Raw genomic sequence first — 12,487 nt, 5'->3', positions numbered from 1 at the left:
CGGTAACATTGGGAGTCTTTTCCCTTTGTCGTGGGGCGCAGTCCTAGGAAGCGCGCCAATGCCGGTGGGGAATCCAACCGGTTCCATGGAGATTTGCAAAAATGTTGATCCTGACTCGCCGCGTAGGCGAAACCTTGATGATCGGAGACTCGGTCAGCGTCACCGTGCTTGGTGTCAAGGGTAACCAGGTGCGTATCGGTATCACCGCGCCGAAGGATGTGGCGGTGCACCGCGAGGAAATTTTCCAGCGGATCCAGCGCGGTGATGAGCCTGCTGCATCGGGAAGTGAAGAAACTTCCGAATAAGGGTTTACCTTTTACCCCGTTAAACGTTATTCTTCGCGCCCCGCTACGGAATACGCAGCGGGCAAGAGAAACGGAGTGATGCCCGAGTGGCTGAAGGGGCTCCCCTGCTAAGGGAGTATAGGGTTTATAGCTCTATCGAGGGTTCGAATCCCTCTCACTCCGCCAGTTCAAAAAAGCCCCTTTCAGGGGCTTTTTTGTTGCCTGCGATTTGTGTGGGCGGAAATGGCTTCCTTGCGGCGAAGCGCGTGGCAGGGCTCATCCGGGCGGGGGTGTGGATGGACTGCGCTTGTGATGTTGCAGGGTGGGCGCGCGCGTGGTGTTTGTCGTGCGTCGGTGCCTTATGTGCGGCCTCTGGAGCGCGTTGCCGCTAATGGATCATTCGGGTGCAGCAGCGGTGTGTGCTTTGTGCCTGGTGTTCGTGTGGCGGCTGTCGGGCTGTCTGCCGCTGTGGGGAGCGCGCTGCAGCTTTTGCAGGGCAGAGTGAAACGGTGAGGAGTGGATCTATTGCGGTTGTGTCGCTTCAAATCGCGCACATAAAAAAACAGCAGGCAATGCCTGCTGTTTCTTTGAAATGGTGCGCCCGGAGAGATTCGAACTCCCGACCGCCTGGTTCGTAGCCAGGTACTCTATCCAACTGAGCTACGGGCGCGCATTACATTTTGTTTGAAGCTTGCAGAATTGGATTCTGCTTTCTGACGTGGTGCGCCCGGAGAGATTCGAACTCCCGACCGCCTGGTTCGTAGCCAGGTACTCTATCCAACTGAGCTACGGGCGCGTCGTCAGGAGCGAGATTATGCGGATATGCTGCGTTTGCGTCAACGCTTTTGTGAAATTTTCTTAATCTTCGTGACGGATCAACGCGGCAACTACCGCTTGCGGTGACTTCATCCAGCTGAAGTGATCGGCAGGGGTGCCGAGCTCGTTGGCGGACATCATCCGCAACGCGTGCTTGGCCCTTGGCATCTTCTGCAGCAGGGATTGCATTGAACCGGCCGGGGCCAGCCAGTCCGCATCCAGTACAAGTGCGCAGATCGGTGCGTTGACGTTGCGCATGCCGGCTTCCAAGTCTACGGGCAGGCCGTGGGCAGCGTAGTGATTGCTCAGGCCGACGCGGGCCCAGTCGCGGATAAGGCCGCGGGCTTCGTTGCCGCCGAAGCCGACGCGTCGCCCGGGCAATGCGCCGCGTTTGCGGGCCAGCCATGGCAGGGAGCGATAGGCCAGGGGCAGCAGGTAGCGGCGTGGTGCTGGAAAGCTGCGCCACCATGGCGTGCCGCTTGCCACCAGCCACAGCGCCTGCAGATCTGCGCTGCGTTGGCCGGCGTAGCAGCAACTCAACTGGCCGCCCAGACTGTGGCCGCCCAGGCGCATCGGCAGCTCGGGCAATGCGTGGCGCATGGCAGCTTCTGCAGCGGGCAGGTCGTATTGCAGCAGTTCGCGGTAGCCCCAATCGTGCTGGCGGCCAGGGCGCAGGCTGCTGCTGCCATTGCCGCGCCATTCGTGCAGAAACACGGCAATGCCCTGCGCTGCCAGTGCGTCTGCGAAGGCCTGATAGTTGCGTGCCGAGACGCCCAGCGCCGGCAGCCAGAGCAGGCTTGCGACAGGTTGCGCAGGGAGGTGGGCAAGCAGCTCGAAGCGATGGCCGTCAGCGCTGGTGACCTGCAGGCGCGAGGGGGCACTCATGCAGAGGGCGCTGCGCCGAAGTGATCCAGGACCATCACATCGCCGCGACCGGGGTGATAGCCGGTCTGCAGTCCGCGTGCGATGTAGTCGATGGCAGCTTCGCAGGCGTTGGCTAACGACAGGCCGCGGCACAATTGCGCGGCAATGGCCGAGGCGAGGGTGCAGCCGGTGCCGTGGGCATCAACGGGCAGGCGGTGATGGCTGAATTCCTCGCGGGTGACGCCGTCGAAGTAGCGATCAATGACGCGGTTGCCTTCATGCAGGTGGCCGCCTTTGAGCAGCACCGCGCCAGCGCCCATGTCGATCAGCGCGGCGGCGGCATCTTCGGCCTCAATGGCGTTGGTGATGCGGCGGCCGAGCAGGAGCTCGGCTTCGGGTGTGTTGGGGGTGAGCAGGGTCGCCAGCGGCAGCAGGCGCTCACGCATCGCGCGCAATGCGCTGTCTTCGAGCAGGCGGGCGCCGCTGGTGGCGACCATCACCGGATCAAGCACGATGTGCGGCGGACGGTGCTGTTCAAGCGTGTCGGCAACAAGGTGGATCACATCGGCATTGGCCAGCATGCCCAGCTTCACCGCGTGGATGTCGAAGTCATCGAAGCAGGCGTCAAGCTGTGCCTGCAGGAAGGGCAGTGGTGGCACATGCACGGCAGTGACGCCGCGGGTGTTCTGTGCGGTGAGTGCGGCGATGGCGGACAACCCGTGCACGCGGTGTGCGGCAAATGCTTTCAGGTCGGCCTGGATGCCGGCGCCGCCACCGGAGTCGGAGCCAGCGATGGTGAGGGCGGAAACGGGGGTAGAAGGCGTCATGCTGCGATTGTGCAGTGTTTGCCTGCAACGTGCCTTAGCGGGCCCGCAGCAGCGCCCATTGCCGATAGAGCACATAGCCCAGCCCGGTGAGGCCGGTGAGCAGCGCCGGCGCCCATAGCGCGTCGTACTGCCAGCGCAGGAACAACCAGGCCCCCAGTGCGCTGCCTGCAAGGAAGCCGCTGATGATCAGCCCGCTCAGTGTCAGCCGGCGCACCGGCAGGGGAAGGCCCCGCAGCAAGTGGCCCAGGCCGATGCCCAGGTCGGTGAACATGCCGCTGAGGTGGGTGGTGCGCACCACGGCGCCGCTGAACGTGGTGGCCATGGCGTTCTGCAGTCCGCAGGCCATTGCCGCAAGCATCGCGCCCCAGATCTGTTGTTGCTTGAACAAGGGGATGGCCAGGAGCAGTAGTGCCGATTCCAGCGCCAGTGCGACGCCGTAGCGGCGGCCGAGCTGCAGGACGCCATCCTGGATGATCAGGCCGCTGAGCATTGCGCCGAGCGAAAACGCAATGAGCAGCCCCCAAAGATGCCCGATGGCGCGCAGATCCCCCTGGACCAGCACCATGCCCAGTTGGCTGGTGGTGCCGGTGAGGTGGCTGACGGCCTGGTGCTCGAAGCCGAGAAAGCCAACCACGTTGACCATCCCGGCGACGCAGGAGAGCGCGATCGCTCCGATCCAGACCCAGCGGGGCAGGCGCATTCCCAATGCCGGCCTCCCGTCAGGGCGTTGGCGGTGGGCCGTTGAACTGCACGTCGGAGAACGTGGCCGTTTGTGGGTCGAACACCGCGCCCCAGAACTGCTTGCCGCCGTCACATGCCCGGATGGCTTGGCGTGCAGGGTCGATGTCGCTGTGGTCCGGCAGCGGGAAGGCGTTGATGTAGATCAGGCGCTTGCCGCTGGATTCAAAACCGACGTACTGGCGGTTGGACAGGTGCGGTTCGGCGACCTGGGAGGCCAGCTGTGGCAGTTGGCCCTCCAGTGCTTCGATGTCGGCACGGGCTGGTGCCCAGTAGCCGTTGACGACGCCGGGATGGCGTGCGGGACTGTCGCGCGAGCAGGTGTCGAGCACCTGCGCGGCGACAACCGGGCGGGTGACGACCCAGGACTGGCCGGCCTTGATCGCGGTCGGCACACTCGCGCCGGGTTTGATGTTGGGCGGCGTGCAGGCGGCCAGCGCAAGGAGTGCGCCGGCCGACAGCAGGACATGCAGGTGTTTCACAGAACCTCCGAAGCGTAATCGGCCAGGCGCGAGCGTTCGCCCCGGCGCAGTGTGATGTGCGCACTGTGCGGCCAATTCTTGAAGCGGTCCACCGCGTAGGTGAGGCCGGAGGTGGTTTCGGTGAGATAGGGCGTGTCGATCTGCTCGACGTTGCCCAGGCAGACGATCTTGGTGCCGGGGCCGGCACGGGTGATGAGCGTCTTCATCTGCTTGGGGGTGAGGTTCTGTGCTTCATCCAGAATCAGGTAGCGCGACAGGAAGGTGCGCCCGCGCATGAAGTTGAGCGAGCGGATCTTGATGCGGCTGGCGAGCAGGTCGTTGGTGGCGGCGCGGCCCCAGGCACCGCCGTCCTGGTTGTGGGTGAGCACTTCCAGGTTGTCGGTGAGTGCGCCCATCCACGGCGTCATCTTTTCTTCTTCGGTTCCGGGCAGGAAGCCGATGTCCTCACCGACGCTGACCGTGGCGCGGGTCATGATGATTTCGCGATAGCGCTGGGTATCCATGGTCTGCGCCAGGCCCGCGGCCAGTGCCAGCAGCGTCTTGCCGGTGCCGGCGGTGCCGAGCAGGGTGACGAAGTCGATCTCCGGGTCCATCAGTGCGTTGAGCGCGAAATTCTGTTCGCGGTTGCGCGCGGCAATGCCCCAGACCGCATGCGAGGTGTGGCGGAAATCGTTGACCAGCGACAGTGTGACCCGGCCATCGCCCTCGACCTTGGCAACCTTCAGCTCGACTTCGTTCTCGCCGGGCAGGTAGGCGTACTGGTTGGGGTGCCAGTCCTCGTCGTCGGCGGCGAGGATCTCGTAGCTGGTGCGGCCCTTGTCGCTCCAACTGCGCAGGTTGTCGGTGTGCTTCTTCCAGAAGTCTTCGGGCAGCTCGGTGGCGCCGGTGTACAGCAGGCTGAAGTCGTCCAGCGCGCGGTCGTTCTCGTAATCCTCCGAATCAATGCCGGCGATGGCGGCCTTGATGCGCAGGTTGATGTCCTTGGAGATGAACACCACCGGCACGTCCGGCGACTGCTCCTTCAGTACCAGGATGGCGCCGAGGATGGCGTTGTCGGGAATGACCTTGCCAAAGCTCTTGCCCGCATCGAAATGGCTGGTCTGGAAGTACAGGCGGCCAGCACTCTGTGCGCCGCGCAGTTGCAGGCCCTGCGGGCGTGTCAGCGGAACCCCTTTCTGCACGCTGCTGATGCCTGCCGCTTCAATCAGTTCGTCCAGGAAACGACTCACCTGGCGGGCGTTGCGGCTTGCTTCGGTAGTGCCCTTCTTGCTGTTGTCCAGTTCCTCGATCACCTGCATGGGCAGGTAGACATCGTGCTCCTCGAATTTGAACAGCGCGGTCGGATCGTGCATCAGCACGTTGGTATCCAGTACGTAGATGCGCTTGCCTCGGGTCATCGTCGATTCCTGGTGGCGGGACAGGGTCACGCCATCACACCTGCGGGGCAGGGCGATGGCGTGGGTTGGGACGGGAGTTGGGTCACTTGGTCTGGGCGGCCTTCAAGGCTTCGAGTACGGCGTCGGCGTGGCCGGCGACCTTTACTTTGCGCCATTCGTGTACGAGTGCGCCATCGGGCGAAATCAGGAAGGTGCTGCGTTCGATGCCTCGCACCTGCTTGCCGTACATGTTCTTCATCTTGATCACGTCGAACGCGTTGCACAGGGCTTCGTCGGCGTCGCTGATCAGGGGGAACTTGAACCCCTGTTTGCTGCAGAAGTTGTCGTGGGACTTCACCGAATCGCGGGAAACACCGAACACCTGCGCGCCGGCGCGCTTGAACTTCGGCAGCAGTGCGTTGAAGTCCAGCCCTTCGGTGGTGCAGCCGGGGGTGCTGTCCTTCGGGTAGAAGTAGAGCACCAGCCAGTGACCGGCCTGTTCGGCGAGGGTGGTGGTGGCGCCGCCGGACAGGGCCAGCGGCAGGTCGAGAGTGGTGCGGTCCAGGGTATCGCCGATGTTCATCAGATCCTTTCCGGAGCCTGGGGTAGTTCGATTGCAATTACATGAAACGCCGCGCGCCTGTGATGGGCGCGCGAATGTTCAGAACTTCATGGGGTCCATGATCGCGTCCAGGTTGAGGTGGTCGCAGAATTCAAGGAAATCGTCGCGCAATGCGGCGATGTGCATGTTGGAAGGGACGCCGATGGTGATCTGCGCCGAGAACATTTCCGCGCCCGTCTGCATGGCCTGGTAGCGGGTGCTTTGCAGGTTTTCGATGGTGATGCCCTGGCGGTCGAAGAAATCGGCCAGCTGGAACAGGATGCCCGGCTTGTCGGCGGCCACCACTTCCACGATGTAGGGCAGCAGGTTGGACTGCACCTGCTTGGCGGCCGTGCGGTACCACACCAGCTTCAGGTTTTCCTCGCGCTCAAGCCGGGTCAGCATGGCTTCGAGCTTGGCCACTGCATCCCACGAGCCGGTTGCCAGGGTGGTGACGGAAACGTCGCGGCCAACCGTGGAAAGGCGGGCGTCGACCAGATTGCAGCCGCTGTCGGCAATGCGACGGGTAACGGACAGCAGGGGGGACTCCGGATGCGTCGTGTAGGCGTTGATCAGGAGGTGGTTTTCGGTCGGCAACTGCCGCGGCGTGGTGTCGGTCAAGATGGTTCCGGAAATGCTTGAGAGTCTGAACGGCGCCGGGGACGGGCCGAACACTGGTGCCCAGCATACTTGCCCGTGCTTTCGACCGGCAAGTAACATGCCTTCGGTTACGAACCCGCCCGCTGGCGGGCTTCTTCACCCCCACGAAGAGCGACCAACCCATTGTCCATTTCCGGCCTCATCACCGCATTGGTGACCCCGTTCCAGGCTGACGGCGCACTCGATTCAGATGCCTGGCAGCGTTTGCTGGCCCTGCAGCTCAAAGCGGGCGTCCAGGGCGTCGTGGTCGCCGGCTCGACCGGCGAGGCGTCCACGCTGTCCGATGATGAATATGACGGGCTGCTGCGCAGCGCCGTGGCCGCGCTCGGTGGCAGGATGCCGGTGTTCGCCGGCACCGGCCTGTCCGGTACGGCCCGGACCATCGCCCTGACCCGGCGCGCGGCGGCCAATGGCGCCACCCATGCGCTGGTGGTCGCGCCGCCGTATGTGCGCCCCACCCAGGAAGGTCTGCGCCTGCACTACCTTGCGGTAGCCGAGCAGGGTGGCCTGCCGGTGGTGCTGTACAACGTGCCGGGCCGCACCGGCTGCGACCTGCTGCCGGAAACCGTGGCCGAACTGGCCTCGCATCCGAACATCGTCGGCATCAAGGAAGCGGTGGGCGAGACTGCCCGGGTCAAGGCGCTGCTGGCGTTGCGCAGTGACAGCTTCACCCTGCTCAGCGGCGATGACGGCACTGCCGCCCGTTCCATGCTGGCCGGGGCCGATGGCCTGGTTTCGGTGGGTTCCAATGCGTTGCCGGGCGCTTACCGGACCATGTGCGACCTGGCCCGTGCCGGCGAGCATGAGGCGGCCGAAGCCTGGGATGCCCGTCTGCAGCCGTACCACGATTTCTGTGGCGTCGAGTCCAACCCCATTCCGGTGAAGGCGCTGATGCAGCGTCTGGGTATCGGCCACGGGTTGCGCCTGCCGCTGCTCCCGCTTTCTGCGCAGCATCACGCTGCCGCCGATCACCTGGCGGCCGACGTGGGGGCGTTGGAAGAACTATCCAGCCACTGATTGCAGTGGCCTGAACTCTGGAGATTCACCCATGCGTCAAACCTCTACCGTTCGTGTGCTGTCGCTGGCGCTGCTGGCCGTTGCAACCGTCGCCGCCACGGGCTGCCACCGGGGTGCGCGCGGCGATTACGCGCTTGCACCGGAAGTGCGCCCGCTGGAAGTGCCGCCGGATCTGAATGTGCCCAACACCTCCGGTGCCACGGCGATCCCCGCGCTGGCCTCGGCCGTCAAGCCGGCCGCTGGTGCACAGGCGGCACCGGCTGCCTCGGTAAGTGGCTTCACCATCGCTGGCAACCGTGAGGATGTGTTCGCCAAGGTCGGTGATGCGCTGGCTGTCATCGATGGCGTGAACATCGCCAGCCGCGCACAGTTGCTGGGCTCTTACGACATCGGCTACGAAGGCAGCAACTTCCTGGTGCGCGTGGTGGCTGTGGATTCGGGCGTGTATGTGTCGGCGGTGGATCCGCGTGGCCTGCCGGCAACCGACGCTGCCGCAGTAAAGCTGATCGCCGAGCTGAAGGCCAAGCTGGCCGGCTGAAGCCCGCAGTAGTTGCAGACAAAAACAAAACGGGCGCCGAGGGCGCCCGTTTTCGTATCTGTCTGCGTTGCTCAGCGCTCCAGCAGCTTGAGCTTGTCCGGCTTGCCGTCCCACTCGGCGGCATCGGCCGGCGGATCCTTGCGCACGGTCAGTACCGGCCATTCCTTGGCGAGTTCGGCGTTGAGCGCCACGAACATCTCCTGGCCAGCCGGCACATCATCTTCCGGGAAGATGGCGTTGACCGGGCATTCCGGCTCGCACAGCGTGCAGTCGATGCACTCGTCCGGATCGATCACCAGGAAGTTGGGGCCTTCGTGGAAGCAATCCACGGGGCAGACTTCGACGCAATCGGTGTGTTTGCACTTGATGCAGTTTTCGGTAACGACAAAAGGCATGACGGGGTCCGGCTTTGATCCCGGCAATTCTAGTGCAGGATGCGGGGAGTGGGCGGTGGGATTCTCAATGCCGGTGGCTGGCTGCCGATGCGGGCGGGCCGGCTGAGGGGCTGAAGCAAAAAAACCCCGCAGGGCGGGGCTTTTTGGTTTCGCAGACTTGAATTGGCGCTCCCTAGGGGACTCGAACCCCTGTTTTAGCCTTGAGAGGGCCACGTCCTAACCACTAGACGAAGGGAGCGTTTGGTCGCGTCTGGCGAGCGCGCTAGTATATGCATCTGGTTGCCGCTCGGCAATCCCGCAACCCCAACTGGAATCGCCGACATCAATTCCACAGTTACAACACCGTTCACCCTGCACGTCATCCCGCGTGACCAGCACACCATTTCGCGCCGGGACATCAGCCCCAATGCGCTGCGCGTGCTGTATCGCCTGCGCGAGGCCGGTTTTGGCGCCTACCTGGTAGGTGGTGCCGTGCGCGACCTCCTGGTCGGTGGCCGCCCCAAGGATTTCGACGTGGCCACCGATGCCACGCCCGAGCAGGTCAAGCAGTTGTTCCGCAATTGCCGCCTCATTGGCAGGCGCTTCCGCCTGGCCCATGTCGTGTTTGGCCGCGAGATCATCGAAGTCGCCACGTTCCGCGCCAACAGCGATGACGGCAGCGGCGACCGCGAGGTCGAAAACGGCATGCTGGTGCGTGACAACGTCTACGGCAGCATCGAGGACGATGCCGTCCGCCGTGATTTCACCTGCAATGCGCTGTATTACGCCATCGAGGATTTCTCGGTGCGCGACTATACCGGCGGTTTCGAGGACGTGATGGCGCGGCGCATGCGGCTGATCGGCGACCCCGAACAGCGCTACCGCGAAGATCCGGTGCGCATGCTGCGCGCGGTGCGCCTGGCCGCCAAGCTGGGCTTCGAGATCGATGGCCCCACGGCCGAGCCGCTGCCGCGCCTTGCCAGCCTGTTGAGCGAGGCCGCTCCAGCACGTTTGTTTGAGGAAGTGCTGAAGCTGTTCCTGTCCGGTCACGCTGTTGCCAGCTTTGAAGGGCTGGAGCGTTACGGCCTGCTGGCGGTGCTGTTCCCCGAGAGTGCGGCGGCATTGAAGAGCAACCGCACCGGCGCGCTGCGCCGCATTCTTGTCGAAGGGCTGCGCAACACCGATGAGCGCGTGGCCAACGAGGAGCCGGTGTCGCCGGCATTCCTGTTCGCGTTGTTGCTGTGGCCGGCATTCTGTCGTGCCCTGATCGGCCTGCAGAAGCAGGGCATGGCGCCGGAAGAGGCGCAGCGCCGCGCAGCCGACCGGGTGACATTGCACCAGCTGAGTACGATTGCCCTGCCGCGTCGGTTCTCGCTGCCGATGCAGGAAATCTGGCTGCTGCAGTCGCGCTTCGGCTCGCGCCAGCGCAAGCGGGTGTTGCGTACCTTGAGCCATCCACGCTTCCGCGCAGCGTTCGATTTCCTGTTGTTGCGTCAAACAGCTTCGGCCGAGCATCAGGCCGATATCGCCTTCTGGCGCGAGGCGCAGTTGCAGAACGGGCGGGAGCTTGAAGCCGCGCCGGATTCGGAACAGGCCGAGGCCGGGCTGGAGGGCGACGTGCCGCGTCGCCGTCGCCGCCGCCGTCGTAGCGGCAGCAGCGGCGCCGCGACAACGGCCGGCGAGTAAACCGGGATGGTGCTTGCCTGCATCGGCCTGGGAGCGAACCTGGGCGACGCACAGGCAACGGTGCGCGCAACCATCCAGGTACTGGATGGCTTGCCGCAGACGCGTCTGGTGGCGGCTTCGCGGCTGTACCGGACGCCGGCCTGGGGCAATGAGGACCAACCGGATTTCATCAACGCCGCCGTGGCGCTGGAGACCGGGCTGGCCGCCCCGGTGTTGCTGGAGCACCTGCTCGCCACCGAGCAGGTCTTCGGCCGGGTGCGCGCAGCCGGCGAACACTGGGGGCCGCGCACGCTGGATCTGGATCTGCTGCTTTACGGCGAGCAGGTCATCAGCCTGCCGCAGCTGAAAGTGCCGCATCCGTTCCTGCACCAGCGTGCCTTCGCCCTGCGACCACTGGCGGACGTGGCTCCGGGGGTGCTGATTCCCGGGCATGGAACAGTGCGTGACGTGCTGGCTGACATGAAAACCTGCGATATCGAGCCGATAGGCGGATAATGGTCGGCTCATCACCAATCGTTATCCCCACATGAGCACCCACGCAGACAGCAAGCCCTGGACGGTTCCGGCATTGGCCGAGGCCAAGCGCACTGGTCAGAAGCTGGTGATGTTGACCGCTTACGATGCCGGCTTTGCCCGCACATTTGATGCCAATGGCGTCGATCTGATCCTGATTGGCGATTCACTGGGCATGGTGGTGCAGGGGCATGACTCCACGCTGCCGGTCACCGTGGCCGATGTCGTCTATCACACACGGGCCGTGGCTGGTGTCCTGCAGCGCGCCCTGCTGGTTGCAGACCTGCCGTTTGGTGCCGATGCCACGCCTGAGCGCGCGCTGGAAGCGTCCCTGCAGTTGCTGCAGGCCGGCGCGGAGATGGTGAAAATCGAAGGTGCCGGTTTCAAGCTGGACATCATCCGGCACCTGGTCGAGCGCGAGATTCCGGTCTGTTCGCACCTGGGCCTGACGCCGCAGTCGGTGCTGCGCCTGGGCGGTTACCGGGTACAGGGTCGTGGCGATGCGGCCCAGCAGTTGCTGGACGATGCCAAGGCCGTGGCCGAGGCCGGCGCCAGCCTGCTGGTGCTGGAATGCGTGCCGACGCCGATTGCCGGCCGCGTCACCGCAGGGATTTCCATCCCCACCATCGGCATTGGCGCTGGCCCGGAATGCGACGGGCAGGTGCTGGTGCTGCATGATTTCCTCGGTCTGGACAGCGGCCACCGCCGGCCCAAGTTCGTCAAGGATTTCCTGGTCGAAGGCGGTTCCGTGGCCGGTGCCGTTCGCGCTTACGCCGACGCCGTGCGCGATGGCACCTTCCCCGACGCGGAGCATGCGTACGCATCATGATTGAGACTGTCACCGAACTCAGCCGGCTGCGCGCGATTGTTGCCGGCTGGAAGCGCGAAGGGCTCCGCGTGGGCTTCGTCCCCACCATGGGCAACCTGCATGCGGGCCATTATTCGTTGGTGAAACTGGTGCGGCAGCATGCCGACCGGGTGGTTTCCAGCGTGTTCGTCAATCCGACCCAGTTCGGCCCGAACGAGGATTTCACCCGCTATCCGCGCACCCCCGAGGCTGACACCAGCGGCCTGGAGAAGGCCGGTTGTGACGTGCTTTGGCTGCCAACCGTCGAATCGATGTACCCGTTTGGCGTGGAGCTGGCTGCCAAGGTGCATGTGCCGGGTGTGAGCAGCCTGCTTGAAGGCGCGCACCGTCCCGGGCACTTCGATGGCGTGTGCACCGTGGTCAGTCGCCTGTTCAACCAGGTGCTGCCGGATGTGGCCGCGTTTGGTCGCAAGGATTACCAGCAGTTGGCGGTGATCCGGCAGATGGTGACCGACCTGGCGTTCCCGATCGAGGTGCTGGGTGGGGAAATCGTGCGCGAAGACGACGGCCTGGCCATGAGCTCGCGCAACCAGTACCTGACCGCGGAGGTGCGCCCGCACGCGACCGTCATCCGTCGCGTGCTGCTGGCCATGCGTGATGCCAGCCTGGCCGGCGTGGTACGCGACAAGGTGGAGGCGGAGGGCGTTGCGCAGTTGGAGGCGGCCGGTTTTCAGGTGGACTACGCCGTGGTGCGGCTACCGAGCTTGAGCGAGCCGGAGGCCGATCAGCCCGGTGCCCGGGTGGCGTTGGTGGCTGCCAAGCTGGGCAATACCCGGTTGATCGACAACATCGAGTTCTGAGCAGGGCTGGACGGGACTTCTCCTGTCCGTCGCGAGCCTGGAA

General features: G+C 64.5%; 15 protein-coding genes and 4 tRNA genes. 8 read left to right on the top strand and 11 right to left on the bottom strand.

All coding sequences use genetic code 11. The annotated features are described in order from the left end of the window. Nucleotides 1–101 precede the first annotated feature (101 nt). Both csrA and ACVOLO_RS08045 read left to right on the top strand, forming a co-directional pair. Nucleotides 102–305, top strand: a complete 204-nt coding sequence (gene csrA, locus ACVOLO_RS08050; protein ID WP_054656818.1) for a carbon storage regulator CsrA — start codon at nt 102–104, stop codon at nt 303–305. 72 nt (nt 306–377) lie between these two features. Continuing rightward, nucleotides 378–470, top strand: a tRNA-Ser gene (locus ACVOLO_RS08045). A 407-nt stretch (nt 471–877) separates the two neighbouring features. On the opposite strand, the gene ACVOLO_RS08040 is transcribed toward ACVOLO_RS08045, so the two are convergent. From ACVOLO_RS08040 to ACVOLO_RS08000, 9 genes are all read right to left on the bottom strand, one after another. Next, nucleotides 878–954 (bottom strand) — tRNA-Arg (locus ACVOLO_RS08040). Nucleotides 955–1,003: 49 nt separating this feature from the next. Continuing rightward, nucleotides 1,004–1,080 (bottom strand) — tRNA-Arg (locus ACVOLO_RS08035). A 62-nt stretch (nt 1,081–1,142) separates the two neighbouring features. Beyond that, on the bottom strand, nt 1,143–1,985 hold the full coding sequence (locus tag ACVOLO_RS08030; RefSeq protein ID WP_481569723.1) for an alpha/beta hydrolase family protein: 843 nt from the start codon (nt 1,983–1,985) through the stop codon (nt 1,143–1,145). After that, nucleotides 1,982–2,791, bottom strand: coding sequence for a bifunctional hydroxymethylpyrimidine kinase/phosphomethylpyrimidine kinase (thiD, locus tag ACVOLO_RS08025; protein WP_481569722.1), 810 nt, complete (start codon nt 2,789–2,791; stop codon nt 1,982–1,984). The genes ACVOLO_RS08030 and thiD overlap by 4 nt, the downstream gene beginning before the upstream one ends. 34 nt (nt 2,792–2,825) lie before the next feature. Further along, nucleotides 2,826–3,497: a YoaK family protein gene (locus ACVOLO_RS08020; RefSeq protein WP_481569721.1), complete on the bottom strand. Its 672-nt coding sequence runs from the start codon at nt 3,495–3,497 to the stop codon at nt 2,826–2,828. A gap of 13 nt (nt 3,498–3,510) precedes the next feature. Beyond that, complete coding sequence (locus tag ACVOLO_RS08015; RefSeq protein WP_481569749.1) at nt 3,511–4,002, bottom strand: hypothetical protein; 492 nt, start codon at nt 4,000–4,002, stop codon at nt 3,511–3,513. Nucleotides 4,003–4,007: 5 nt separating this feature from the next. Further along, complete coding sequence (locus ACVOLO_RS08010; protein ID WP_481569720.1) at nt 4,008–5,408, bottom strand: PhoH family protein; 1,401 nt, start codon at nt 5,406–5,408, stop codon at nt 4,008–4,010. An 82-nt stretch (nt 5,409–5,490) separates the two neighbouring features. Then, a complete protein-coding gene (locus tag ACVOLO_RS08005; protein WP_481569719.1) occupies nt 5,491–5,970 on the bottom strand; it encodes a peroxiredoxin in 480 nt (159 codons plus the stop codon). 78 nt (nt 5,971–6,048) lie between these two features. Further along, the gene (locus ACVOLO_RS08000; RefSeq protein WP_057632420.1) at nt 6,049–6,609 is read right to left on the bottom strand and encodes a glycine cleavage system transcriptional repressor; all 561 of its coding nucleotides are present in this window, start codon (nt 6,607–6,609) and stop codon (nt 6,049–6,051) included. Nucleotides 6,610–6,771: 162 nt separating this feature from the next. On the opposite strand from ACVOLO_RS08000, the gene dapA reads away from it, so the two are divergent. Further along, the gene (gene dapA / locus ACVOLO_RS07995; protein WP_481569718.1) at nt 6,772–7,665 is read left to right on the top strand and encodes a 4-hydroxy-tetrahydrodipicolinate synthase; all 894 of its coding nucleotides are present in this window, start codon (nt 6,772–6,774) and stop codon (nt 7,663–7,665) included. A 31-nt stretch (nt 7,666–7,696) separates the two neighbouring features. Next, the gene (locus ACVOLO_RS07990) at nt 7,697–8,203 is read left to right on the top strand and encodes a hypothetical protein (RefSeq protein ID WP_481569717.1); all 507 of its coding nucleotides are present in this window, start codon (nt 7,697–7,699) and stop codon (nt 8,201–8,203) included. A gap of 71 nt (nt 8,204–8,274) precedes the next feature. On the opposite strand, the gene fdxA is transcribed toward ACVOLO_RS07990, so the two are convergent. Both fdxA and ACVOLO_RS07980 read right to left on the bottom strand, forming a co-directional pair. After that, the gene (fdxA, locus tag ACVOLO_RS07985) at nt 8,275–8,598 is read right to left on the bottom strand and encodes a ferredoxin FdxA (protein WP_481569716.1); all 324 of its coding nucleotides are present in this window, start codon (nt 8,596–8,598) and stop codon (nt 8,275–8,277) included. A 163-nt stretch (nt 8,599–8,761) separates the two neighbouring features. After that, nucleotides 8,762–8,836 (bottom strand) — tRNA-Glu (locus ACVOLO_RS07980). Between the two features lie 41 nt (nt 8,837–8,877). Between ACVOLO_RS07980 and pcnB the strand changes: the two genes are divergently transcribed. The 4 genes from pcnB to panC are packed head-to-tail and all read left to right on the top strand — an operon-like array spanning nt 8,878 to nt 12,444. Continuing rightward, nucleotides 8,878–10,263 (top strand): polynucleotide adenylyltransferase PcnB, encoded by a 1,386-nt coding sequence (pcnB, locus tag ACVOLO_RS07975; RefSeq protein WP_481569715.1) that lies wholly within the window; start codon nt 8,878–8,880, stop codon nt 10,261–10,263. Between the two features lie 6 nt (nt 10,264–10,269). Then, complete coding sequence (gene folK, locus ACVOLO_RS07970) at nt 10,270–10,758, top strand: 2-amino-4-hydroxy-6-hydroxymethyldihydropteridine diphosphokinase (RefSeq protein ID WP_481569714.1); 489 nt, start codon at nt 10,270–10,272, stop codon at nt 10,756–10,758. 31 nt (nt 10,759–10,789) lie between these two features. Continuing rightward, the gene (panB, locus tag ACVOLO_RS07965) at nt 10,790–11,605 is read left to right on the top strand and encodes a 3-methyl-2-oxobutanoate hydroxymethyltransferase (protein WP_481569713.1); all 816 of its coding nucleotides are present in this window, start codon (nt 10,790–10,792) and stop codon (nt 11,603–11,605) included. Beyond that, entirely contained in the window at nt 11,602–12,444 is an 843-nt protein-coding gene (panC, locus tag ACVOLO_RS07960) for a pantoate--beta-alanine ligase (RefSeq protein WP_481569712.1), read from the top strand. The genes panB and panC overlap by 4 nt, the downstream gene beginning before the upstream one ends. The last annotated feature ends 43 nt before the right edge of the window (nt 12,445–12,487 follow it).

The sequence above is a fragment of the Stenotrophomonas sp. STEN056 genome (assembly GCF_056759635.1).
The sequence above is the reverse complement of the archived record's forward strand: the minus strand, read 5'-3'. Positions and strand labels throughout refer to the sequence as shown.